Raw genomic sequence first — 23,076 nt, 5'->3', positions numbered from 1 at the left:
ATCGACAGCAAAGGGTGCGTTTTCATCCGAGCGGGCATTGATGGCAATGTGACCTGGGTGCCTCGGGTCAATCGCCAACGCCAGTTGATCTGCGGGCAGACGCCAAGCTTGTCGGCGAATGCTGCCGCCGTTGCGCGCACGACACCGACCCGTACAACACGGGGCGCTCCCGAGCAGATCACCGTGGCGCCGCCCGCACAACCAACGGCAACGGCAGAGGCCGCACCTGCCCCAGCCCCGACCGCGGCACCGCGGCCGACGGTGCGAACGGCACGGCCTGCGGCAACGACTGCACCGGCAACTGAACCCGCGCCACGCGTCGTCGTTCGACGACCGGCCGCGGTGGCACCGGCTCCGGTCGTGCGCCGCGTCGCACCGCCGCCTGCACAACCGACTGTCGTACAAGCTGCGCCGCGTCCTGCACCTGCGCCGGCACGCACCGTGACGACGCAGCGCGCAACGCCCTCATGCCGAGGGGCCTCGCCCATTAGTTCGCGTTACATCAACTCCGGTCAGCATGGACCTGTACGGTGCGGACCGCAGCCGCTCGCGCGCAGCACGGCACAACGGTCGGCGGTGACGACGCAAGGCCCCACGGTACAGCGCATCGACGTACCGCAGGCCCGAACAGTTGTCGTCAGACCGCAACGCTCAGCCGCTGTCGGCCCTGAAACACGGGTTCTTCCCAAGCATGTATACGAACAGCGTACCTTGCAGCGTGCCGCGCGCGTGCCGGAAGGATATGTCCCGGTCTGGAAGGATGATCGCCTAAACCCACGCCGGGCGGAACAGTCGCTGAACGGCATTGCGCAAACGCGCATGGTCTGGACGCAAACCGTACCGCGCCGCCTCATTGATCGCAGCACCGGACGCGATGTGACCGCTACGGTCCCGCTGGTTTATCCCTACACGGACATCGCGACCCAGCAACGTGAACTTGGCACGGTAACCCTGGTGCGGCGGAACGGGCAATTGATGAAGCGGGTGCAGCGAAAGACGAACGCAAAGGCGCGCGCGCCGGTTGTTTCGACCCGATCTGCGGCTGCACCTGTTGTAAAGACGCCGGTACGAGCTGCGCCGAAAACGGCGGCGAAGGCGCCCACTGCGTCAGCCAAGGGACGCTACGTTCAAGTTGGCACCTTCGGAGTACCGTCGAACGCCCAAGCAGCCGCTCGGCGCATTGCCAACGCTGGTTTGCCTGCGCGGATCGGTCGGGTCACACGGGGAGGCAAATCTTACCAAGTGGTTCTGGCCGGGCCATTTACCTCTTCCGGTGACCTGTCACGCGGATTGCAGCGCAGCCGGGCAGCGGGTTTCTCGGACGCTTTTGTGCGGTAGCCTCTGGTCAGTTCCCGCAGATGGCCTGAAGTTGCAGCCAGTCCCGGTCGACCATGATCGGGGGTGGTGTCTGTGCGCCCATTGGGTCCGCCTCGATCAGTGACAGCGTTGCTTCGCCCGAAATATCCCGCGCCCGGGCGTAAGGCGTGCTGCGCACGCTCGCCGCCGCAAATATCGGCAACAGGGCTTCAGCCGGAACCTCGCGCGCTAGGTTTGAAAGCTGATCTTCTGCATAGGTTTCAAGCGTGTGCGCAGGCAGTGACCCCGTTGTCAGCAACGTGGCCGTCGCACGCGAGCCTGCATGTTCCAAAAGCTTCCGCAGCGGAGGCTTGGCCGCGCTGCGAGCCTGTTCCGCCAGAATGTAGCCCGCAGCCACGTCCGGTTCTTCATAATCCTCGACAAGCGCGCGGTTCAAAAGGACCGTGCCGCCGGGCAACAACAGTGCCTCGCGGACGCCGCCGGGCAGGATCACGACGCGCGCCGCGCCCGTACGACCGGCCAGTGCGACCAGACCTGGCCGTGCTTCGATGCTGCTGCACGGTTGACCAGACACCCGTTCGATCTGCGCCAGAAGTGCCGTGCCGATCTCGGCCTCTTTCACGGCAGGCACGACGCGCATGGCATGATCTACCAACGCCCCCGGAAGCCAGAAAATGGCGAGCGCCGCAACGGCAGACACCGAAATCGCCGCGCCGAGCCATCGCAAGCGGCCAGGTTTCGGCCGGGCGCGCTCAACCGCGCGGCGGAGCGTGTCAATGGCGTCAATCATCGCCGCCTCGTCCGGGCCAAGCTCCAGCACCTCATCCGGATCGCCGTCCGGATGAAAGGTTGCGCCCCCCTTGCTCGGTGGATCGCCTTTTTCAACGGCAGCCAGCGACCAGTGCGTGATCGCACGGTCGTTCAGATCGGAGATCACGAGCGTGGCATCACCCACGGACACGATCACCTCGCGCCGCTGGGCTTCCGCAGATGCGCGCCAAAGGCCCGTTGCTTCGAGCCGGTCGTATTTGCTTAGTGCAGTCATACCTGTGGGTCTGCGGGCTTTGTTTTCTGCCTCTTGAGTGGGCGAAACGATAACAGACCGCTCATGCCGCGCCAAGCGATGACGGAGGACCGCTTGCAGGCGGCGTGATTTGACCGGTGGGGCGGCGGTCAGTTGAACTGTTCGGAGATCAGCCGTTCCTCAAGCCCGTGGCCTGGGTCGAACAGAATGCGGTGCACGATCGAGGGCTCGGATTCAATCTCGACTGCCGACACATTCGAAAATGATCGCGAGTCCGCCTCGGCCATCACCGGGCGTTTGTCCCCTTCCAGAACGTCAAAACGGACCTTTGCCATCTTGGGCAAAAGCGCACCGCGCCAGCGGCGGGGACGAAAGGCGGCGACAGCCGTCAACGCCAGCACGTCCGAGCCGATGGGCAAAACCGGGCCGTGGGCCGAGTAATTGTAAGCAGTAGAGCCTGCGGGGGTAGAGACCAGCGCGCCGTCGCACACCAACTCGTCCATGCGCAGCCGTCCGTCTACGGTGATCCGCAGCTTTGCAGCTTGCGGGCCCGCGCGCAGCAGGGACACTTCGTTGATGGCAAGTGCCTTGTGGCTTTCACCCTCTGGCGTCCACGCCGTCATGGACAGCGGGTTCAGATCTGCCTCCTCTGCCGCTTCGAGCCGAGCGACCAAGCCAGATTCGCTATATTCATTCATCAGAAAGCCGATGGTGCCACGGTTCATGCCGTAGACCGGTTTGTTCAGGTGCTGGGTCCCATGCAGGGTCTGCAACATGAACCCATCCCCGCCCAGCGCCACGATGACGTCGGCCTCGTCGGGCTCCGCATTGCCATAACGCCCGATCAACGCCGCCCGCGCGGTTTGGGCCACGGGCGCGCGGCTGGCCGCAAAGGCGATCTTCATAGACATTACAGTTTCCTATGGCGTGCGTTCTGCGCCGAAAGAACCATATCTTTTCACCCCTTACCAGCGCCCAGCGTGCTTTGTCGCTGGCGGTGGGCGAATGGTCGGGATACATCCTTTGCTCAAACGGTCGGTTTCCGATACGAAACGGCCAACCAAATCGACTCAGTCCACGTAGGAGAGTTCCCATGAATGCGCCCCATCGCACCGACGGCTTTTTCACCCAGTCCTTGGCCGACCGTGATCCCGAACTGTTCGGCTCGATCCGCGACGAGTTGGGGCGCCAGCGGGACGAGATCGAGCTTATTGCGTCGGAGAACATCGTGTCTGCCGCCGTGCTGGAGGCGCAAGGCAGCGTGATGACCAACAAGTATGCCGAGGGCTATCCGGGCCGTCGCTATTATGGTGGGTGCCATTTCGTCGACGTCGCCGAGAACCTGGCGATCGAGCGGGCCAAGCAGCTTTTTAACTGCGGGTTTGCGAACGTTCAGCCGAACTCAGGAAGCCAAGCTAACCAAGGTGTGTTCCAGGCGCTGCTGCAACCGGGCGACACGATCCTGGGCATGTCGCTGGATGCCGGTGGTCACCTGACCCACGGTGCGCGCCCCAACCAGTCGGGCAAATGGTTCAACGCCGTTCAGTACGGTGTGCGTCGCGATACGCTCGACATCGACTATGACCAGATCGAGGAACTGGCACTTGAGCACAAGCCGCAGATGATCATTGCCGGTGGTTCGGCCATCCCGCGCGTCATCGACTTTGCGCGCATCCGCGAGATTGCCGACAAGGTGGGTGCCTATGTGCTCGCCGACGTTGCACACTTTGCAGGTCTGATCGCGGCGGGTGAATACCCCTCGCCCTTCCCGCATGTGCATGTGGCAACGACCACGACCCACAAAACGCTGCGCGGCCCGCGTGGCGGCATGATCCTGACCAATGACGAGGCACTGGCGAAAAAGTTCAACTCCGCCATCTTCCCCGGCATTCAGGGCGGCCCGTTGATGCACGTGATCGCGGCCAAGGCTGTGGCGTTTGGTGAAGCGCTGGACCCGTCGTTCAAGCTCTACCAGCAGCAAGTGATCAAGAACGCTCAGGCGCTTGCCGATCAATTGCACCAAGGCGGGCTTGATACCGTGACCCACGGCACCGACACGCATGTGATGCTGGTGGACCTGCGTCCCAAGGGTGTGAAGGGCAATGCCACCGAAAAGGCACTGGGCCGCGCGCGCATCACCTGCAACAAGAACGGCGTGCCGTTTGATGACGAAAAGCCGACAATTACGTCGGGCATTCGTCTTGGCTCCCCCGCCGGGACGACCCGCGGCTTTGGTGAGCAGGAATTCCGCCAGATTGGCGACTGGATCATCGAGGTGGTCGATGGGCTAGCTGCGAACGGCGAGGACGGCAACAGCGCAGTCGAAGCCAAGGTCAAGGCAGAAGTCGGCGAGCTGTGCGCCCGCTTCCCGCTGTATCCTAACCTTTAAAAGCGGCCGGAGGTCTCAGAACACGCTGTGATCCCCACGCTCGACCGACGCATCGCTACGCAAGACAGCGGCGTAATAGTCGAAGAGCGTGTCACTCCCGGTCACGGGCGTGGCATCCCTGTCGTATTCGCCAGTGTCCGGATTGAGCGCCAGCATGGACTCGGTCGCGTAGTAGAGGCCGATCCGCGCGAATTCAGCCTTTGCCGCTAGCGGCGGGACAATCCGGCTCGCGGCACCCAGCCCGCCAGCAATGGTACGCATCATGCCGACGGGCACATGTTTGAACTGTGGCTTTTGACCCAACAGGTCAAACAGATGCTGCCCCATCGCCCTCGGCGTCAGCGCAGGGCCGGGGCCGCCTATGGGCAGGATCCGGTTCCATCGTTCAGGCTTGGTAAGACAGTCGGCCATGTAAGTGCCCAGGTCGCGATCACTGATCGGAGTGCAGGACGTCAATTCGCCATCCCCGAACAGCAGGTAGGGCTTGCCCTGCTGCACGCGCGCGATCTGTCCAGCCAGCGATTTGAAATAGGCCGTGGGGCGCACAATCGAATAGGCCAGGCCGGTTTCCACCAGCGCAGCCTCGGCCTTCAATTTGGCGTGCTGGAATGCGAGGCGCGGTTTCTGGACACAAATGGCCGAGAGAAGCACCATCTGGGGCGTTCCTGCTGCCTTTGCAGCTTCGATGATGTTGACGGTTGCGCGGTGGTCGATGGCCCACGCATCGGCCGGTGCCCCGGTGCGGGAGGCGAGGCAGGAGATCACGGCGTCGAATGGCACGTCGCCAAACCCATTGTCGCAGATTGACGCCTGGTCCATCACGTCACCGTATCGCAGCAGCGCACCCGATAGCGACGCAGGAGCTTCGGAGCGTTTGCGCAGAAAGCAGGTCACTTCGTGGCCCTGGGCGATCAGTGCGGCTGTTGTGGCCCGACCAATCGTTCCCGTGGCGCCGAAAACCAGAACCCGTTTGGAGCCGCTTCGGATCGACACGTCGCCGCCTGTCAAGGCGTCCTCCGCCGCTCAGACATGACCGGCCCACCACATCCAGAAGACGACGCCCGCCAGCACCAAAAGGATGTTAAAGGCGATGGCACCAGCAACACCCAGCCAGAACCCCTTGCGTCGGTCCGCCCGGTCGATCCCGTCGAGATAGGTCAGCACGCGATCCTCGGCCGCTTTCAGCGCAGACCCATCCACCTGCCGCATGAGCTTTGGGTGCCCGCCGAACCCTTGGGCATCAAGGATCTGGCGCGCGTCGGCCTGCAAGCGTCTGGGCAGGCGACGACCCGTTTTGCGCAATGCGGCGGACAGCGATTTGCCACGCACACCGAAAGCGGCATGCAGCGCGGTTTGGATACGGTCGGCGCGCGCCTGGATACTGTCTTGTGTTTCCATGCGGTTTTCTATCCCGGCGCCCGCCGGTGCTCAATGCCTCTGGCATGGGCGGCGCGATGTCGCTAAGCCTTGGCCCATGCTCAGCTATTCCGAACATGGGGACGCCGACGGGATCCCGCTTTTGATTGCCCATGGCCTTTATGGTTCAGGGCGAAACTGGGGCGTGATCGCCAAGCGCCTTGCCGACACCCGCCGCGTTATCACCGTGGACATGCGCAATCATGGACACAGCTTTTGGTCCGATGCTCATGGCTATGACGATCTGGCTGCTGATCTGGCCGAGGTGATCGACACGCTGGGCGGCCCGATGGATGTCGTGGGCCATTCCATGGGTGGCAAGGCCGCTATGATGCTGGCGCTGTCGCGACCGGAAACGGTGCACAGGCTGGTTGTCGGCGATATTGCGCCGGTCAGCTACGGCCACAGCCAGATGCAATATATTGAGGCAATGCGGGCCGTTGATCTGAGTTCGGTCACGCGCCGGTCCGACGCAAATGCGCAGTTGGCTGCACAAGGCATCGAGCCCGCGTTGTGCAGTTTTCTGACCCAATCGCTCGACGTGACCGAGCAACGCTGGCGGCTGAACATCGACGCGCTGGCTGCAAACATGCCTGCGATCCTTGGTTTTCCAGAGGTATCGGGGCACTTCGACGGCCCCACCCTGTTCCTGTCTGGTGGGCAGAGTGACTACGTCACAGCCGAGCGTCGGCCCACCATACGCGCGCTCTTTCCCGCTGCCCGTTTCGTCAAGATCCCCGGTGCAGGGCATTGGTTGCATGCGGACGATCCGCGGGCATTCGAGGGCACCGTGCGCGCCTATCTGGACGCCCCAGGCGCCTGACCCTTGACGTAACCCCAGTGCCCGCCCCAGATTTTATGCAGGGAGTGACTGCAAGGGTGCGATCATGTGGGATACGCTGCTTGACCGTTTTCTAACCGGCATGATGGTCGAGGACCGTTTGAGCCTGACCTATCCGGATGGAACGACACGCGACTATGGGCCGGATACGGGCGGTTCCGCGCATCTGGCCATCGCTGATACAGCAACATTGCGCGCCTTGATCGTGAACCCCGATCTGGGCCTTGGCGAAGGGTACATGAACGGCACGATTACGCCTCGGAATTGCACGCTCGACGACGCGCTGACGATTATAGTGCGCAACCGATTCAAGGGTCATATTCCTTCATGGGTCGTGATGGCGAACCGCGTCCGGTTCCATATGCGCCGCTTCATCCAGAACAACGCCCCCGCCGCAGCCCGCAAGAACGTGGCGCATCATTATGACATCTCCGACGATCTCTACCGGCTGTTTCTGGACGAGGACATGCAGTACTCCTGCGCCTATTTCCGCGACGACGCCATGACGCTGGAAGACGCCCAGGTGGCCAAGAAGGCGCACATTGCAGGCAAGTTGCGCTTGGAGCCCGGGATGCGGGTGCTGGACATCGGCTGCGGGTGGGGCGGCATGGCATTGACGCTGGCAGGTGACCATGGCTGCCATGTCACCGGCATCACGCTGAGTGAGAACCAACTGGCCACGGCCCGTCGACGCGCCGAAACGGCCGGGCTGTCAAATCAGATCGAGTTCCGGCTGGAAGACTACCGCCACACAACGGGTACCTTTGACCGGATTGTGTCGGTGGGCATGCTTGAACATGTTGGCGTGCCGAATTTCGACACCTATTTCGGGCGCGTCGCGGAGTTGCTGGACCAGGATGGTGTGGCGCTGATCCACACCATCGGTCGGTCCGCACCGCCTATGGCGCACTCATCCTGGATCAACAAATACATCTTCCCCGGTGGCTATGTCCCGTCGCTGTCCGAGTTGGCGCCTGCGATGGAACGGTCCGGCCTGTGGCAGACCGATATCGAGGTGTGGCGCCTGCATTATGCCAAGACCATCCGCCATTGGCGTGAGCGGTTCGAGGCGCACTTAGACGAGATCGCGCAAACCTATGACGACCGCTTCGTGCGCATGTTCCGCTACTACCTGACCGTTTGTATTTTAGCGTTCGAGCACCAGATGCAGGCCGTCTATCATCTGCAACTGGCGCATCGGCGCGACGCGGTGCCGTTGATCCGCGACTATCTGTATGGTGCGGAGTCACCAGATTCCACTGCTGCAAGGTCGCGGATAACCGAAGATGCCTAGGCCGCGACAGCGGCACCGCGCAGAAGTGAGGCATGCGGAAAGTCTATGACTTCAACCGCGTCACCAAACGACCGGTTGCGCGCCGGCTCACCCGGATAGGCCAAGGTACGAATGCCCGCCGCGACCGCCGCTTGCGCACTTTCCGGCATGTCTTCGATGGCAAGCGCGTCACCTGCCGTGACATCCAATTGGCGCAAAGCCTCATTGTAGATATCGGGCGCAGGTTTGGTGCGGGCCGCGATTGTCCTGTCGCCGATGAAGTCGAATATGGACGGGTCAACCGTAGATTGCAGCCCCTTGAGAAGCGCTGCGACCTGACGTGGATCAGTTGCGGTGACGAACCCGATTTTCATCTTCTGGGTTTGTGCCTCAGCGATCAGATCGGCGATGCCGGGGCGCAGATCCACGCCGTCGGCCAGCACGGTTTCGAAGACTTCCAGCTTCGCTTCGTAAATCGCGTCGATATCAACTTCGACCGACTGGGCCTTTGCATAGTAGTTCAAGCGGGCCTTCCCGCCAGGCACTTCCAGCAAGGCGCGATACGCCTCTTCATCCCAGTGCCAGTCCATTTCATTCATCTCGAACGCGGTGTTAAAGGCGCGCCGCTGCATGTCGGACGTTTCCGCCAAAACGCCGATAGAACCCAAAAGCAGTGCAGAATAGGACATATCTGTTTTCCCTTGTGAGTGATTGTGGCCGCGCACATCCCGGAAACTGTTGCGCCGGCCAAAGAGTTCCACCACCCCGCGCGCTTTTTAACGAACGCATGCCTGCACCCTCTTGCACCTTTGTTCGCCATCCCTATAAGGCAGGACAATTTGCATATTTGGGGGGCCACGATGCCAAAGCGTACCGACATCAAGTCGATCATGATCATCGGCGCGGGTCCCATTGTGATCGGGCAAGCATGCGAGTTTGACTACTCAGGCGCGCAAGCCTGCAAGGCACTACGGGAAGAAGGATACCGGGTGATCCTGGTCAACTCGAACCCGGCCACCATCATGACCGACCCGGGCCTTGCCGACGCCACCTATATCGAGCCGATCACGCCCGAAGTCGTTGCCAAGATCATCGAGAAAGAACGCCCTGATGCGCTGTTGCCCACGATGGGTGGGCAGACCGGCCTCAACACCTCCCTCGCGCTCGAAGAAATGGGTGTGCTGGACAAGTTCGGGGTCGAAATGATCGGCGCGAAGCGCGACGCCATTGAGATGGCGGAGGACCGCAAGCTGTTCCGCGAGGCGATGGACCGGCTGGGAATCGAAAACCCGCGTGCCGCCATCGTGACCGCACCCAAGGACGACAACGGCAACAAGGACCTGAGTGCAGGCGTCGCCATCGCACTCGAAACGCTGGAAGAGATTGGCCTGCCGGCGATCATCCGCCCCGCCTTTACCCTTGGCGGCACGGGCGGCGGTGTGGCGTACAACCGCGATGACTACGAAGCGATCTGCCGGTCGGGCATGGACGCCTCTCCGGTCGGGCAAATCCTGGTCGATGAAAGCCTTCTGGGCTGGAAAGAGTACGAGATGGAGGTGGTGCGCGACACCGCCGACAACGCCATCATCGTCTGTTCCATCGAAAACGTGGACCCGATGGGCGTGCACACCGGCGATTCCATCACCGTGGCCCCTGCCCTGACGCTGACCGACAAAGAATACCAGATCATGCGCAACCACTCGATCGCGGTACTGCGCGAGATCGGCGTGGAAACCGGCGGATCGAATGTGCAGTGGGCGATTAATCCCGAAGACGGGCGCATGGTCGTGATCGAGATGAACCCGCGCGTATCGCGGTCCTCGGCCCTTGCATCAAAGGCCACGGGTTTCCCGATTGCCAAGATCGCGGCCAAGCTGGCCGTTGGTTACACGCTGGATGAACTCGACAACGACATCACCAAGGTGACACCAGCGTCCTTCGAGCCGACAATCGACTATGTCGTCACAAAGATCCCGAAATTTGCGTTCGAAAAATTCCCTGGCTCCGAAGCATCGCTGACTACGGCGATGAAATCAGTGGGCGAGGTCATGGCGATTGGCCGCACCTTCCACGAGTCGCTGCAGAAGGCGATGGCGTCAATGGAATCCGGTCTTGTAGGTCTGGATGACATCGACATCCCCGGCGCACCGGACAAGGCGGCAGTGGTCAAAGCCATTTCCGCCCAGACCCCGGATCGGTTGCGTCTGATCGCGCAAGCCATGCGTCATGGGCTGAGCGATGACGACATTTTCGCCGCGACCAAATTCGACCCCTGGTTTCTTGCCCGCATTCGCGAAATCGTCGACGCAGAAGCACAGATGCGCGACACCGGTCTGCCGGTGACCGAAGAAGGTTTACGCGCGCTCAAGATGATGGGCTTTACCGATGCGCGGCTGGGCCAACTGACCGGACGAGACGAAGCGCAGGTGCGCCGGGCGCGCGAAAATCTGGGCGTACGCGCCGTGTTCAAACGGATCGACACTTGCGCCGCCGAGTTCGAAGCCCAAACGCCGTACATGTACTCGACATACGAAACGCCAGTCTTCGGCGCGGTCGAGTGCGAGGCACGCCCATCCGAGCGCAAAAAAGTGGTCATTCTAGGGGGTGGTCCCAACCGGATCGGCCAAGGGATCGAGTTCGACTACTGCTGCTGTCACGCCTGCTTTGCGCTGACGGATGCGGGCTACGAAACCATCATGGTCAACTGCAACCCCGAGACGGTCTCGACCGACTACGACACCTCGGACCGCTTGTATTTCGAGCCGCTGACCTTTGAACACGTCATGGAAATCCTGCGGGTGGAACAGGACAACGGCACATTGCACGGCGTCATCGTACAGTTCGGCGGACAAACACCGCTCAAACTGGCGAACGCGCTTGAGGATGCAGGCATTCCGATACTGGGCACCACGCCCGACGCGATCGACCTGGCAGAGGATCGTGAGCGGTTCCAGGCGCTGGTCAACGATCTGGGTTTGAAACAGCCCAAGAACGGAATTGCGCATTCCGATGCAGAAGCTCTTGAAATCGCAGGTGATATCGGATTCCCGCTGGTTATCCGCCCCTCCTATGTCCTGGGCGGTCGTGCCATGGAAATCGTGCGCGATCAGGCAAGCCTGGAGCGCTACATCTCCGAGGCTGTGGTCGTCTCTGGCGACAGTCCGGTTCTGCTCGACAGCTACCTAGCAGGCGCGGTCGAACTGGATGTCGACGCCTTGTGTGACGGCACAAACGTGCATGTTGCAGGCATCATGCAGCACATTGAAGAGGCTGGCGTGCATTCGGGCGACAGCGCATGTTCCCTGCCCCCCTACTCCCTTTCGACCAATGTGATTGCCGAGATCGAGAAGCAAACCCATGCGCTGGCCAAAGCACTGAACGTGGTTGGGCTTATGAACGTGCAATTCGCAATCAAGGATGAGGACATCTTCCTGATCGAAGTGAACCCGCGTGCATCGCGCACCGTACCTTTCGTGGCAAAATCCACAGACAGCGCCATCGCATCCATAGCTGCACGCGTCATGGCAGGTGAGCCGCTGTCGAACTTCCCGCAACGCCCCGCATATGACGCAGATGCCAGTTATGACAGCGTTCTGCCACTGGCAGATCCGATGACACTGGCAGACCCGAACATGCCTTGGTTCTCGGTCAAGGAGGCCGTGCTTCCCTTTGCCCGGTTCCCGGGCGTCGATACCATTCTTGGCCCCGAGATGCGCTCAACGGGCGAGGTCATGGGCTGGGATCGCACATTTGCCCGAGCCTTTCTCAAGGCGCAGATGGGTGCTGGCATGGTGCTGCCGGATGCAGGCTGCACCTTCATCTCGATCAAAGACATGGACAAGACACCCCAGATGCTGGAAGCGGCGCGGATCCTCCACGGCCTTGGGTTCAGCTCCGTTGGAACTCGGGGGACAGCCGCATGGCTCGAAGAAAACGGTGTGCCCTGTGGCGTGGTGAACAAGGTCTATGAAGGGCGCCCGGACGTGACCGACATGATGAAGGACAATGGCATACAGCTTGTCTTCAACACGACGGAAGGCGCGCAGGCGGTGGAGGACAGCAAGTCGATCCGCTCCATCGCGCTCTATGACAAGATCCCTTACTTCACCACGGCAGCTGGCGCGTACGCAGCGGCCCTCGCCATTCGAGAGCAGGCGCAAGGTGACGTAGGCGTCAAAGCTTTGCAGGGCTAGACCTCACAGGGCCTGAAACCGGTCAGATACGTCATCGAAGTTTGTGAGCATGGCGTCGCCCAATACCGACGCAAGCTGGACATCGCGCGGGTCCGGCATATCGCCATCCGCCGCCGTCAACAGAATGGGTTTCAATGTTGCCCACTTGGCCGCAACTTTCCTCAGTCCGACCTTGATATGAATGTTGGGCGCGGCGGCCAGCCCAGCAGCAGTATCACCGCTGATCAACTGTTCAATGGCTTGATCAAAGCGTACGATATCATCTGCCAGCGCATGGTGTGCATCGTCCGGGGCAAGCTCGGTCAAGAACAGGCACAGGTCCCGCTGGAACTTCTGCGACAGCACCCGCAGTTCCTGAACAAGCGCATAAGACCCGCGAAATTCCGACCCAACACTGGCCGGCGCATTCTCGCGCTTTTGCCGGTATCTGGATGAAAGTACCGGATTTGTCCGAAGCATGAGAGATACCGCCACGGTGTGGCGATCACCCGCCGCGATTTGTCGAGCGGATCGCGTAATGGTCGCCACGTCTTGCGCCAATGCCAGGTCCACGGCTCCAACAACTCCGAGAGTTCCTGACCGCGCCATGAGGCGGGCGGAGGACTCCGCGACATCATCCAAGTGAACCGAGGTGCTCGCTCCAACAAACAGCAGGCAAACGGATTTGGTCACGCGGTGCACCAGCACCGCCTGGTCTGCCCAATCCCTGACAGTCACACGATCCGCACCTGACGCCGGTCCACAGACAGCGAACGCCAACGGCAGCATCATGATCAGATGAACCGGAAATTTCACGCCTTACTCCAAGCCTGCTCTGCATCATCGGATAAGGCAAAGGGGCTTAAGGGCGCCTTAAGACGGCTGCTTCATTTTCGGTCGCATGACACTTGCCCTGCGCCCGGCATTCAGTATAACGCGCGCTCAGGCCGCTGTAGCTCAGCTGGTAGAGCACGTCATTCGTAATGATGGGGTCGGGGGTTCGAGTCCCTTCAGCGGCACCAAAACAGTTCAGACATTCGCGCCTCAGCCATGAGTTTGAGCGTGCCCAGTTGGAACAATCGGCCAACTTGGCAGCGCGACACCGCTGTCACGAAAACCCATTTGAATGCGCAAATACTCCTCCGAACTGCACTGAAAGCAGTTGTCCAAGGCTTGATGCATGCGGACCGGGTTGTCATCGTGCACTTACTTGGCGCGTCCAAAGCAGCCTGGATCAGTGAACAGCAAGACATTGGTCCCAATCGCACAGGTTGCGCGGCGGGCCGATTGAACCGGAGGACCCAAAGATAGCCAAGCAAAAGACAATCATCACGTGCGCGGTCACCGGGGCCATCCACACGCCAACCATGTCCGACCACCTACCCGCAACACACAACGCGATCGCAGAGCACGCCATCGCCGCCGCCGATGCAGGTGCGGCAATCCTCCACCTGCATACACGTGATCCTGAGGATGGCCGTCCGTCGGTCGATCCGGATCACTACAGCGGCATCCTCTCACGGGTGAAGCAATCGACGGATGCCGTTCTGAACATCACTACGGGCGGCGCACCGACCATGCGGATCGAAGAGCGCATTCAGGCAGCCCTACGCTTTAGCCCGGAGATGTGTTCGCTCAACATGGGGTCGATGAACTTTGCGTTCCACCTGCTCGCCGATCGCTACGACACGTGGAAACACGATTGGGAAAAGGACTATATCGCCGGGTCGGAAGCCAACATTTTTCGAAATACGTTCGCCGACATCAAGCAAGCCGCGACCGCGCTCGCGCCGCATAACGTCAAGTTCGAGCACGAGTGCTACGACGTGGGCCATCTCTACAACCTGAAACACTGCATGGAGATAGGTCTGTTCAAAGCCCCTATCTTCCTGCAGTTCGTGTTCGGCGTGCTGGGCGGGATCGGGGCCGAGGTAGACAACCTGATCTTCATGAAACGTACCGCGGACCGCCTGTTCGGCACCGACTACCGCTGGTCGGTGCTCGGCGCCGGGGCGGCGCAGATGCCGCTGGCAACAACGGCCAGCCAGATGGGCGGCAATGTCCGCGTGGGGCTGGAGGACAGCCTGTTCATCAGCCGCGGGCAACTTGCCAAAAACAATGCCCAGCAGGTCACCAAAATTCGCCGGATCATCGAAGACCTCGGATGCGAAGTCGCCACCCCGGACGAGGCCCGCGAGATGCTCGACCTCAAGGGCGGCGACAAGGTCGCGTTCTAGTCGTCATCCAGGAGGATGCGATGTGCGTCTCCATCGGGATCTGAATACTGGTCGTTTTTCAGCGTCCAGACAAAGGCGACAAGCGCCCCAAGACCCAGGATCAACGAACACGGAACAAGTATGACAAGCACGTTCATGTTTTTGCCTTTGTGCGAAGGGCGTTGACAGTCACCGTGATCGAGCTGGTGGACATGGCCAGCGCCGCCATCAGGGGCGAGGCAAAGCCAGCCAGCGCCAGCGGGATCGCCACAGCATTGTAGCACGCCGCAAGCCCGAAGTTCTCAAGAATCCGACGCCGCGCGCTGCGGGCAATGCCGATGGCATCGGGTATACCAGACAGGTGTTGACCCAGAAGCACCACATCGGCGGCGTTCTGGCTTGCTTCAAGCGCGTTGCCCGGCGCCATGGAGGCCCAGGCGCGAGTCAAGGCCAGCGTGTCATTCAACCCGTCGCCGACCATGACCACTTTGCGCCCGTCGGCTTGCAGCGCTTCTATCAGGTCCTGCTTCGCTTCTGGATCTACTTCGGCATGAACATGGTCCACACCCAGTTCGGCAGCGACGCGCGATGCGTTCTGCGCGCTGTCGCCTGTCAGCATGTGGACTTCCAACCCCATCGCGCGCAATCGCACCAGCGTCTCGTCCGCGTCGTCAAAGACCTGCTCCCGGCGCTCAAGCAAGTGATGCACATCACCAATGCGCAAAACAGTCCCCTGCCCCACACCGGCCCAGGCCGCATTGCCAAAGCGGACTTCTGTGCCTTGCCAAACGCCAGAGACACCGTTCCCACGATGCTCCGACACCTGTTCCAGCTTCGCAGGCGTAACACTCTTAAACAGTGGCAGGACCGACCGGCTGAGCGGGTGTGCCGATGCTTGTGCAAGCGCCTTCAGAACACTGCGCGCATCGTCCTGCATGGTAGCTGGTGGAACCAAAGCGGCTGCCGAAAGCGTACCGGTCTTGTCGAGGACGATGGTATCTACCTCCGCCAACCGCTCCAGCGCGGTTTCGGACTTCACCAACAGCCCCATGCGGAACAGGCGGCCTGTGGCGACCGTCGCCACGGCAGGCACGGCCAGCCCCAGTGCACACGGGCAGGTGATGATCAGCGTGGCGATGGCGATCTTCAGCGCGTTGTACCAATCCCCCGTCGCAACCGACCAGCCCACGAAGGCAGCGAAGGACAAACCATGGACCAGCGGGGCATAGATCGCCCCTGCGCGGTCAGCAAGGCTCGTATACCGGCTCCGCGCGCCCTCTGCCTGTGCTGCGATCTGGATCAGACGACGCAGGGTCGACCCTTTGGCCGCCACGGTCGTGTGCATGGTCACCGGACCAGTCAACACGACCTCCCCTGCGGTCAGCGCTTCTCCCTGTGCAACGGCAATCTCGTCGCTTTCGCCGGTCAGCGCGCTGCGATCCACCTGCGCGCCAGTACTATCCAGCACACCGTCGACAGGCACCCGCGATCCGGCGGCAAGCCAAAGCGTGTCTCCCGCTGCCACTTCATCGACTGCCACCGTCACACGCTTGTCGCCTTCCAACCGCGTGACGCGCAAAGGTTCCAAAGCGGCAAGATCCGCAGCCGCTGAGCGTGCCGCCTGCCGCATACGTTTTTCCAACACCCGCCCGCCAAGAAGGAAGAAGGTCAGGGACAACGCGGCATCAAAATATGCGTGCTCCCCGCCCTGGGTTGTCTCGTAAAGCGACAGGCCACAGGCCAGCAGGATCGCCAGCGAAATCGGCACGTCCATGTTCAGACGTCGGACACGCAGGACCGACCAGGCCGACCAGAAAAACGGTTGGGCGCAATAGACAGCGGCCGGCAACGAAATCGCGGCGGCAATCCAGTGAAAAAAGTCGCGCGTTGCATCGGTCGCGCCGGACCAGACGGCCACGGACAGCAACATGACATTCATCATGGCAAAGCCAGCAACCCCAAGGCGCATGGTCAGCCCATCGTCCTGGGCATGACGGCCCGCATCGCGGGCCTCATGCGCCTCGAACCCGATCTCGGCCAGGGCCGCGATCCACGGGGATGGGTCCAGCCCGGGCTCAGCGGTGATGGCGACGCGCTTGCGGCTCAGGTTCACACGGGCTGCGGCAATGTCAGTGCGGGTGTTCAGCAACCCCTCGACCGAGCGGATGCAAGCCGCGCAATGGATGCCGGGCAGGATCAGCTCGTGCGTGGGCAGGCCTGCGTCACGCCCGGCCCCTTCGGCAACGGGACCTGCGGCAACGCAGCCGGGGCAGGATGCGACCGTCATTGACGCACCCGCAGCACAACGCGTTGACGGAAGTCGGTGCCATCAGGCGCCACGGCGGCCAGACGCAGGTTCCAGTTCCCCGGTGCCAATTCGGGAATGGTTGCAACAAACCGCGTTCCGTCATGGCGGAACAGAGGGATCATGTCCTCGCCCACATGAGTGGCGCGGCCCAGCGTGGCCGCCTTGAGGGTCGGAACAACCGGCCCTATGTCGTCGTCGATATACAGAGCCAACATGTCACCGTTGGTTTCCAATCGGACATCCCAGCCCAACGCCTCTTGCGCCTCCCGCTCTTCGTCAAAGACCTGACTGACCATGTAGGAGTTCTTGGTTTCCAGCCCCGGAAAGGTGCTGACCGCTTGAAAAGCCATCGTGAGATTCACGCTGATGATGATGGCAAAACCGGTGCAGAAGATTGCAAGCACGTGCCAGCCCTTGAGTTCCTTGATCATGTCTCAGCCCTTTCCGTTGAATATGGTGGCAACGCCAGCACGGTCGTCTGTTTCGACGTCTTCGACCCATAGACGCAGGTCGGTGGTTTCGGCATCGGCAGCCGGGTCTTGCGACCGAGCAATCACGTACACGCGTGCCTGCAGCGTTTCGTTTGCAGGCACGGTTACATGGTTGGCGACGGCTCCGTCGCTTTCCACGTCGATGCGCAGAATGTCTTCCGAGGTTAGCATGACCCGGAATTCTCGCGGTTCTGCCGTCAGGTTGCGGATACGCAGGGTATAGGCGTTGCGCACCGACCCGTCCGACAGGGTCACGAATTGCGGATTGCGCACCGGCTCGACCGTCAGGTCGATGTCGGAACGGATGAACAGCGCGTAGACCAGCGCTACGCCAATCAGCGACCACATGGCGGTATACAGCATCGTGCGCGGGCGCAGAACGTGCTGCCAAATCGGCCGCGGCGGCGCTCCGTTGGTCTCGGCCTCTTCATCCGAAAGCGCCAGATAGTCGATCAAACCACGCGGCTTACCAATCCGCTCCATCACCTCGTCGCAGGCGTCGATACAGAGGGCACAGGTGATACACTCCATCTGCTGCCCGTCGCGGATGTCGATGCCCGCAGGGCAAACATTCACACAGGCCATGCAGTCGATGCAGTCGCCCCGCTGATCAGCATCCTCGGCCTTCATGTGCTTGCCGCGCGGCTCGCCCCGCCAGTGGCGATAGGCAACGGTCAGCGTGCTCTCATCCATCATGGCCGCTTGGATACGCGGCCAGGGGCACATGTAGTTACAGACCTGTTCCCGCATGAACCCACCAAAGACAAAGGTGGTCGCGGTCAGGATCAGAATGGTCGAATACGCGACCAGCGGTGCGTCAAAGGTGACAAGATCCCGCGCCAGCGTCGGCGCATCGGCAAAGTAGAACACCCAGGCCCCGCCGGTAGCGAGCGCGATGAAAAACCACACGATCCACTTGGTCATGCGCAAGCGAAACTTGGTGAAAGACCACTCAGCGTTCCACAGGCGCACACGGGCGTTGCGGTCGCCTTCGATCCAGCGCTCCACCAGTATGAACAGGTCGGTCCACACGGTCTGCGGGCAGGTATAACCGCACCACACACGACCCAAGGCCGAGGTGAAAAGAAACAGGCCAAGGCCCGCCATGATCAGCAGACCGGCCACGAAATAGAATTCATGCGGCCAGATCTCGATCCAAAGGAAATAGAAACGCCGCCCCGCCAGATCGACCAGAACCGCCTGATCAGGCAGGTTCGGGCCACGATCCCAACGGATCCAGGGGGTCAGGTAGTAGATGGCCAGGGTCACGCCCATGATCCACCATTTGAGCGTGCGATACGTGCCCTTCACCCTGCGGGGAAAGATCGGTTCGCGCGGCGCATAGAGCGGCGGCGGAGTAGCCGGAGACTGTGTCATTTTCGGTTGTCCTGTTCGTAAGCGTACCCTGCACATCGCCGGGTCGCACAGCCTTGATCTGGATCAAGCATGAAAGGGAAATCCCGGTCTCTGCATGGTACGAACAGGACAGAGACCGGGACCGCCGCGCATCGCCTCCAAAGGGGCGTAAATGCGCCCGACGCGCGGCGTGGTGAGAAGACCGCGAGGGTTACTCGCCGCCTCCCAACTGGTGCAGGTAGAGCGTGACGGCTTTGATCTCGTACTCGTCCAGCCGCTCGCCCCAGGCAGGCATCACGCCGAAGCGGGAGTAAGTGACCGTCTCGGTCAGGGTCTCGCGATCCCCGCCATAGAGCCAGATGGCATCGTTGAGCGTCGGCGCGCCCTGCAACCGGTCCCCTTCACCATTGACACCGTGACAGGCGCTGCACTGTTCTTCGAACCAGACCATGCCCTGCTCAGCCATGGCCGCGTCATGCTCCTGACCTGATATGGCAAGCACGTATTCGACTGTCTGGCCGATCTCCTCGTCAGACAGGATGTCGCCAAAGGCAGGCATCTCGGACCAGCGGGCGTCGGGGTCGGTCTCGTTCCGGATACCGTGGCGGACCGTGTACTCGATCTCTTCCAGCGTCCCGCCCCACAGCCATGCGTCGTCCAGCAGGTTGGGATAGCCCGCCGCCTGCACACCGGCCGCACCTTGACCATGACATTGCGAGCAATTGGCAAGGAACACAGATGCGCCACCGGCAACACCGAAGCGGTGGGCCGGATCGTCCGGCGCCAGCGTCGACAGATCGGCAGCCGCCAGACGTTCCGACACCTCGGCATTTCGGGCGTCAACCTCGGCAATCCGTTCGGCAACCTCTGCACGGGTGGAATACCCCAACAATCCCTGCGTCGCGGAGTTGACAAGCGGCCATGCCGGATAGGCGATTGTATAGGCGAGACCCCAGGCCACCGTGCCGTAGAAGGTCCAGAGCCACCAGCGCGGTAGAGGATTGTTCAACTCCTTGATCCCGTCCCATTCGTGTCCGGTGGTGTCCGTCCCGGTGACCTGATCAATGTCTTTGTTCTCATCAGCCATCTTGCTTGGCCTCCGGTTCTTGCGCATCCAGGTGCGCGTCAGTGTCGTTTCGCAGGGGGATGCCAGCGGCCTCGTCATTGGCCGCCTTGGCTGAAGGTCGGACCGCATAAAGGCAGGCCGATATGTAGAAGAGCATCATTGCAACCAAAGCCCAGCTGCCCGCAAATTCTCGCAGAATGGAATATGTCGTTTCCATGTCAGCCTCCTATCGGGTCGGGTCCGGGGTGAAGGTCGAGAAGTCGACCAACGTGCCCAGCATCTGCAGATAAGCGATCAGCGCATCCATCTCGGTCAGCTCGGGCTGGCCATCGAAGTTGGACACCACGGCTCCGGGATAGCGTTCGACCAGACCATCCCAGTCGCCATCCGGATCGGCCTGCACCCTGAAATCGGCAGAGGCCTGTGCGATCATCTCGTCGGTATACGGTACGCCGACGAAGCGATGGGTGCGCAACAGATCCTCTATCCGCTCGCCATCTATGACCGCATCGGCAAGGAAGGCATATTTCGGCATGATCGATTCCGGCACCACGGACTGCGGGTCCATCAGGTGATCGACATGCCATGCATCCGAGTACCGGCCACCCACGCGGGCCAGATCAGGCCCTGTCCGCTTTGACCCCCACTGGTGCGGGTGATCGTATTTCGACTCCGCCGCCAGCGAGTAGTGACCATAGCGCTCAACCTCGTCCCGCATGGGGCGGATCATCTGGCTGTGGCAGACATAGCAGCCCTCGCGGATGTAGATATCGCGTCCGGCCAGTTCCAGCGGGCTGTAGGGCCGCACGCCCTCCACCTCCTCAATCGTGTTTTCGAGGTAGAAAAGCGGTGCGATCTCCACGATCCCGCCGACGGACACGGTCAGCAGCGAGAAGACGAACAGAAGCGTCGGACTGCGTTCAAGCACTTGGTGGCGCTGAAGAAATCCTTGTTTCATGGTTGTTTCTCCTTACGCAGCTTGTGCAGGTTGAGCCGCAGCAACAGGGGCTGCCGGCGGGGCCACACGGACGGGCGCGCCGCCCCGGATGGTCATCCACATGTTCCAGATCATGATGCAGGCGCCGGTCAGGTACAGAACCCCGCCCAATCCACGCACCACATACATCGGGAATTTCGCGCTCACGGTATCTGCGAACGAGTTCACCAGGAACCCTTGGGCATCGACTTCGCGCCACATCAGGCCCTCCATGATACCGGTCACCCACATGGATGCCGCGTAAAGCACGATGCCAATGGTCGCGAGCCAGAAGTGCCAGTCGATGGCAGCCATCGAATACATCTGCTTGCGGCCCCACAGGCGCGGCGTCAGGAAGTAGAGCGCGCCAAAGGTGATCATGCCGTTCCAACCCAGCGCACCGGAGTGCACGTGACCAATGGTCCAGTCGGTGTAGTGGCTGAGGCTGTTGACCGCCTTGATGGACATCATCGGCCCTTCAAAGGTCGACATGCCGTAGAACGCCAGACTGATCACCATCATCCGGATGATCGGATCGGTGCGCAGCTTGTCCCACGCGCCTTGCAACGTCATCAGACCGTTGATCATGCCACCCCAACTCGGCATCCACAGGATGATCGAGAACACCATGCCCAAGGTCGAGGCCCAGTCGGGCAGCGCGGTGTAGTGGAGGTGGTGCGGACCAGCCCAGATGTAGAGGAAGATCAGCGCCCAGAAGTGGATGATCGACAGCTTGTAGCTGTAAACGGGACGGCCCGCCTGCTTCGGCACGAAGTAATACATCATGCCGAGGAAACCGGCGGTCAGGAAGAAGCCCACCGCGTTGTGGCCATACCACCACTGCGTCATCGCATCCTGCACGCCCGAAAAGACCTGCACGGACTTGGAGCCCAGCAGGGAGACCGGAATACTCAGGTTGTTGACGATGTGCAGCATCGCCACGGTGATGATAAAGGCGAGCAGGAACCAGTTCGCGACATAGATATGCTTTTCCTGCCGCTTGAAGATCGTGCCCATGTAGACCGCCAGAAAGGCGACCCAGACGATGGTCAGCCAAATGTCCACATACCACTCAGGCTCGGCATATTCCTTGGACTGCGTCGCGCCCAGCAGGTAGCCGGTCGCCGCCATCACGATGAACAGCTGATAGCCCCAGAACACGAACCACGCCGTGTTGCCGCCCCACAGCCGCGCGCCGCATGTGCGTTGCACGATATAGAATGACGACATGATCAGCGCGTTGCCCCCAAACGCGAAAATCACCGCGCTGGTGTGCAGCGGGCGCAGGCGTCCGAAGTTTGTGAAAGGCTGTCCCCAATCGAAGTTCAGCGCGGGAAAGGCCAGTTGGAAGGCGATGAACACCCCGGCCAAAAAGCCCACGACGCCCCAGAACCCCGTGGCGATCACGCCCGCGCGGATCACACCGTCCATGTAACCGGACGTGTCGACTTGGGGCTTGTCGCTGTCGATCTGGCGAACCTGCCAAATGAACATGCCCGCAGCGATCACAAAGATCAGCGCGGCGTGCAGTTTATAGGCCAGATCGTGGCCCCAATCCGCTGCGATGGCAGCAAACAGGGCGACGAGGCCAAGCAAAATGAGTTTAATGTAGTCCCACATTCTCTTTCCTTTGCAAATTCGCACTGATCACCTTGGCTTGAGGGACCTGCGCGCGTCTGCGCACTGTCCCCGCGGGGACAACAGACCTGTTCGTATGTTGGTGGATTAGGCCCGCGCCGCCTTGCGCGCGTTGATCTGGATCAAGACACCGGCATTTACCGTATGACATGCACCGCGCAGGGCGCGTGGCGTGTCACCCAGGCCGCAGTCGAACCCAGCAGGATGTCCGAAAGTGCAGGTTGGTGAGACGGAATCACGATCAGATCCACACTATGCTTCTGCGCATAGTCGGTAATGCTCCGACCTGTGGCGCCCTCGATCAGCGCGCTCTGCGCATTTGGCAATTCGGCCGCCATGACCTGCAACCGCTGTGCCAGACGCTCGCGGTTGCCGATCACCAGATCGGAGGGAACGAACTCGGCCGCATAGACCGGGATCTGTTCCAAGACATGCAAAAGCGTGATCAGCGCGCCCTCTGAAGACAGGTGTTTCGCCACCTCCTCCGCGCGCTGGTGATCGCGATCTTCCCCGAACGCGACCGGGATCAAAATGTTTTTGTACATGAAACAGCCCTCCTTCGACCTTTCGGTCAAAAGGGATAGGCCGCAATG

21 protein-coding genes and 1 tRNA gene are annotated in these 23,076 nt (G+C 61.3%); 7 read left to right on the top strand and 15 right to left on the bottom strand.

All coding sequences use genetic code 11. The features are described from left to right. The first annotated feature begins 576 nt into the window (after positions 1 to 576). The gene (locus KUV51_RS22290) at positions 577 to 1,338 is read left to right on the top strand and encodes an SPOR domain-containing protein (RefSeq protein WP_315898832.1); all 762 of its coding nucleotides are present in this window, start codon (positions 577 to 579) and stop codon (positions 1,336 to 1,338) included. 7 nt (positions 1,339 to 1,345) lie between these two features. Here the strand turns inward: KUV51_RS22290 and KUV51_RS14245 are convergent, their stop codons facing one another. Continuing rightward, positions 1,346 to 2,362: a hypothetical protein gene (locus KUV51_RS14245; RefSeq protein WP_222522297.1), complete on the bottom strand. Its 1,017-nt coding sequence runs from the start codon at positions 2,360 to 2,362 to the stop codon at positions 1,346 to 1,348. Between the two features lie 128 nt (positions 2,363 to 2,490). Further along, positions 2,491 to 3,252 (bottom strand): NAD kinase, encoded by a 762-nt coding sequence (locus KUV51_RS14240; RefSeq protein ID WP_222522296.1) that lies wholly within the window; start codon positions 3,250 to 3,252, stop codon positions 2,491 to 2,493. Between the two features lie 182 nt (positions 3,253 to 3,434). On the opposite strand from KUV51_RS14240, the gene glyA reads away from it, so the two are divergent. Beyond that, positions 3,435 to 4,730, top strand: a complete 1,296-nt coding sequence (glyA, locus tag KUV51_RS14235) for a serine hydroxymethyltransferase (RefSeq protein ID WP_222522295.1) — start codon at positions 3,435 to 3,437, stop codon at positions 4,728 to 4,730. A gap of 15 nt (positions 4,731 to 4,745) precedes the next feature. On the opposite strand, the gene KUV51_RS14230 is transcribed toward glyA, so the two are convergent. Together KUV51_RS14230 and KUV51_RS14225 are read right to left on the bottom strand one after the other, a co-directional pair. After that, positions 4,746 to 5,738, bottom strand: a complete 993-nt coding sequence (locus tag KUV51_RS14230) for an NAD(P)H-binding protein (protein ID WP_222522294.1) — start codon at positions 5,736 to 5,738, stop codon at positions 4,746 to 4,748. Positions 5,739 to 5,753: 15 nt separating this feature from the next. After that, entirely contained in the window at positions 5,754 to 6,128 is a 375-nt protein-coding gene (locus KUV51_RS14225) for a hypothetical protein (protein ID WP_222522293.1), read from the bottom strand. Between the two features lie 76 nt (positions 6,129 to 6,204). Between KUV51_RS14225 and KUV51_RS14220 the strand changes: the two genes are divergently transcribed. After that, positions 6,205 to 6,969, top strand: a complete 765-nt coding sequence (locus KUV51_RS14220; protein ID WP_222522421.1) for an alpha/beta fold hydrolase — start codon at positions 6,205 to 6,207, stop codon at positions 6,967 to 6,969. Between the two features lie 64 nt (positions 6,970 to 7,033). After that, the gene (locus KUV51_RS14215) at positions 7,034 to 8,281 is read left to right on the top strand and encodes an SAM-dependent methyltransferase (RefSeq protein WP_222522292.1); all 1,248 of its coding nucleotides are present in this window, start codon (positions 7,034 to 7,036) and stop codon (positions 8,279 to 8,281) included. Here the strand turns inward: KUV51_RS14215 and KUV51_RS14210 are convergent. Beyond that, entirely contained in the window at positions 8,278 to 8,949 is a 672-nt protein-coding gene (locus tag KUV51_RS14210) for an HAD-IA family hydrolase (RefSeq protein WP_222522291.1), read from the bottom strand. The two genes, KUV51_RS14215 and KUV51_RS14210, sit on opposite strands and share 4 nt — an antisense overlap. Before the next feature lie 171 nt (positions 8,950 to 9,120). Between KUV51_RS14210 and carB the strand changes: the two genes are divergently transcribed. Continuing rightward, positions 9,121 to 12,453 carry a carbamoyl-phosphate synthase large subunit gene (carB, locus tag KUV51_RS14205; RefSeq protein ID WP_222522290.1) on the top strand — a complete coding sequence of 1,111 codons (3,333 nt, stop codon included), beginning with the start codon at positions 9,121 to 9,123 and terminating at the stop codon, positions 12,451 to 12,453. Positions 12,454 to 12,456: 3 nt separating this feature from the next. Here the strand turns inward: carB and KUV51_RS22285 are convergent, their stop codons facing one another. Beyond that, a complete protein-coding gene (locus KUV51_RS22285; protein WP_222522289.1) occupies positions 12,457 to 13,248 on the bottom strand; it encodes a type IV pili methyl-accepting chemotaxis transducer N-terminal domain-containing protein in 792 nt (263 codons plus the stop codon). 130 nt (positions 13,249 to 13,378) lie between these two features. On the opposite strand from KUV51_RS22285, the gene KUV51_RS14195 reads away from it, so the two are divergent. Both KUV51_RS14195 and KUV51_RS14190 read left to right on the top strand, forming a co-directional pair. Then, positions 13,379 to 13,454, top strand: a tRNA-Thr gene (locus KUV51_RS14195). A gap of 285 nt (positions 13,455 to 13,739) precedes the next feature. Continuing rightward, positions 13,740 to 14,669 carry a 3-keto-5-aminohexanoate cleavage protein gene (locus tag KUV51_RS14190; RefSeq protein WP_222522420.1) on the top strand — a complete coding sequence of 310 codons (930 nt, stop codon included), beginning with the start codon at positions 13,740 to 13,742 and terminating at the stop codon, positions 14,667 to 14,669. Here the strand turns inward: KUV51_RS14190 and ccoS are convergent. From ccoS to KUV51_RS14145, 9 genes are all read right to left on the bottom strand, one after another. Next, positions 14,666 to 14,806: a cbb3-type cytochrome oxidase assembly protein CcoS gene (ccoS, locus tag KUV51_RS14185; protein WP_222522288.1), complete on the bottom strand. Its 141-nt coding sequence runs from the start codon at positions 14,804 to 14,806 to the stop codon at positions 14,666 to 14,668. The genes KUV51_RS14190 and ccoS overlap by 4 nt on opposite strands. Further along, positions 14,803 to 16,935 (bottom strand): heavy metal translocating P-type ATPase, encoded by a 2,133-nt coding sequence (locus KUV51_RS14180; RefSeq protein WP_222522287.1) that lies wholly within the window; start codon positions 16,933 to 16,935, stop codon positions 14,803 to 14,805. The genes ccoS and KUV51_RS14180 overlap by 4 nt, the downstream gene beginning before the upstream one ends. Further along, the gene (locus tag KUV51_RS14175; protein ID WP_222522286.1) at positions 16,932 to 17,387 is read right to left on the bottom strand and encodes a FixH family protein; all 456 of its coding nucleotides are present in this window, start codon (positions 17,385 to 17,387) and stop codon (positions 16,932 to 16,934) included. Before KUV51_RS14175 ends, KUV51_RS14180 begins: the two co-directional genes overlap by 4 nt. A 3-nt stretch (positions 17,388 to 17,390) precedes the next feature. Further along, positions 17,391 to 18,824 (bottom strand): cytochrome c oxidase accessory protein CcoG, encoded by a 1,434-nt coding sequence (gene ccoG, locus KUV51_RS14170; RefSeq protein WP_222522285.1) that lies wholly within the window; start codon positions 18,822 to 18,824, stop codon positions 17,391 to 17,393. A gap of 190 nt (positions 18,825 to 19,014) precedes the next feature. Then, the gene (gene ccoP / locus KUV51_RS14165) at positions 19,015 to 19,890 is read right to left on the bottom strand and encodes a cytochrome-c oxidase, cbb3-type subunit III (RefSeq protein ID WP_222522284.1); all 876 of its coding nucleotides are present in this window, start codon (positions 19,888 to 19,890) and stop codon (positions 19,015 to 19,017) included. Continuing rightward, on the bottom strand, positions 19,883 to 20,086 hold the full coding sequence (locus tag KUV51_RS14160; protein ID WP_222522283.1) for a cbb3-type cytochrome c oxidase subunit 3: 204 nt from the start codon (positions 20,084 to 20,086) through the stop codon (positions 19,883 to 19,885). Before KUV51_RS14160 ends, ccoP begins: the two co-directional genes overlap by 8 nt. 9 nt (positions 20,087 to 20,095) lie before the next feature. Next, entirely contained in the window at positions 20,096 to 20,827 is a 732-nt protein-coding gene (gene ccoO, locus KUV51_RS14155) for a cytochrome-c oxidase, cbb3-type subunit II (RefSeq protein ID WP_222522282.1), read from the bottom strand. Between the two features lie 12 nt (positions 20,828 to 20,839). After that, the gene (ccoN, locus tag KUV51_RS14150; protein ID WP_222522281.1) at positions 20,840 to 22,465 is read right to left on the bottom strand and encodes a cytochrome-c oxidase, cbb3-type subunit I; all 1,626 of its coding nucleotides are present in this window, start codon (positions 22,463 to 22,465) and stop codon (positions 20,840 to 20,842) included. A 155-nt stretch (positions 22,466 to 22,620) separates the two neighbouring features. Continuing rightward, entirely contained in the window at positions 22,621 to 23,028 is a 408-nt protein-coding gene (locus KUV51_RS14145) for a universal stress protein (RefSeq protein WP_222522280.1), read from the bottom strand. Between the last annotated feature and the right edge of the window lie 48 nt (positions 23,029 to 23,076).

It is taken from the genome of Tateyamaria omphalii (genome assembly GCF_019802125.1).
Taxonomy (GTDB): Bacteria; Pseudomonadota; Alphaproteobacteria; order Rhodobacterales; family Rhodobacteraceae; genus Tateyamaria; species Tateyamaria omphalii_B.
The sequence above is the reverse complement of the archived record's forward strand: the minus strand, read 5'-3'. Positions and strand labels throughout refer to the sequence as shown.

What these genes read in the sequence shown, in the direction of transcription:
- KUV51_RS14245 (WP_222522297.1), bottom strand. Translation starts at nt 2,362, where the DNA reads ATGACTGCACTAAGCAAATACGACCGGCTCGAAGCAACGGGCCTTTGG.
- KUV51_RS14240 (WP_222522296.1), bottom strand. Translation starts at nt 3,252, where the DNA reads ATGTCTATGAAGATCGCCTTTGCGGCCAGCCGCGCGCCCGTGGCCCAA.
- glyA (WP_222522295.1), top strand. Translation starts at nt 3,435, where the DNA reads ATGAATGCGCCCCATCGCACCGACGGCTTTTTCACCCAGTCCTTGGCC.
- KUV51_RS14225 (WP_222522293.1), bottom strand. Translation starts at nt 6,128, where the DNA reads ATGGAAACACAAGACAGTATCCAGGCGCGCGCCGACCGTATCCAAACC.
- KUV51_RS14220 (WP_222522421.1), top strand. Translation starts at nt 6,205, where the DNA reads ATGCTCAGCTATTCCGAACATGGGGACGCCGACGGGATCCCGCTTTTG.
- KUV51_RS14215 (WP_222522292.1), top strand. Translation starts at nt 7,034, where the DNA reads ATGTGGGATACGCTGCTTGACCGTTTTCTAACCGGCATGATGGTCGAG.
- KUV51_RS14210 (WP_222522291.1), bottom strand. Translation starts at nt 8,949, where the DNA reads ATGTCCTATTCTGCACTGCTTTTGGGTTCTATCGGCGTTTTGGCGGAA.
- carB (WP_222522290.1), top strand. Translation starts at nt 9,121, where the DNA reads ATGCCAAAGCGTACCGACATCAAGTCGATCATGATCATCGGCGCGGGT.
- ccoS (WP_222522288.1), bottom strand. Translation starts at nt 14,806, where the DNA reads ATGAACGTGCTTGTCATACTTGTTCCGTGTTCGTTGATCCTGGGTCTT.
- KUV51_RS14180 (WP_222522287.1), bottom strand. Translation starts at nt 16,935, where the DNA reads ATGACGGTCGCATCCTGCCCCGGCTGCGTTGCCGCAGGTCCCGTTGCC.
- KUV51_RS14175 (WP_222522286.1), bottom strand. Translation starts at nt 17,387, where the DNA reads ATGATCAAGGAACTCAAGGGCTGGCACGTGCTTGCAATCTTCTGCACC.
- ccoG (WP_222522285.1), bottom strand. Translation starts at nt 18,824, where the DNA reads ATGACACAGTCTCCGGCTACTCCGCCGCCGCTCTATGCGCCGCGCGAA.
- ccoP (WP_222522284.1), bottom strand. Translation starts at nt 19,890, where the DNA reads ATGGCTGATGAGAACAAAGACATTGATCAGGTCACCGGGACGGACACC.
- KUV51_RS14160 (WP_222522283.1), bottom strand. Translation starts at nt 20,086, where the DNA reads ATGGAAACGACATATTCCATTCTGCGAGAATTTGCGGGCAGCTGGGCT.
- ccoO (WP_222522282.1), bottom strand. Translation starts at nt 20,827, where the DNA reads ATGAAACAAGGATTTCTTCAGCGCCACCAAGTGCTTGAACGCAGTCCG.
- ccoN (WP_222522281.1), bottom strand. Translation starts at nt 22,465, where the DNA reads ATGTGGGACTACATTAAACTCATTTTGCTTGGCCTCGTCGCCCTGTTT.
- KUV51_RS14145 (WP_222522280.1), bottom strand. Translation starts at nt 23,028, where the DNA reads ATGTACAAAAACATTTTGATCCCGGTCGCGTTCGGGGAAGATCGCGAT.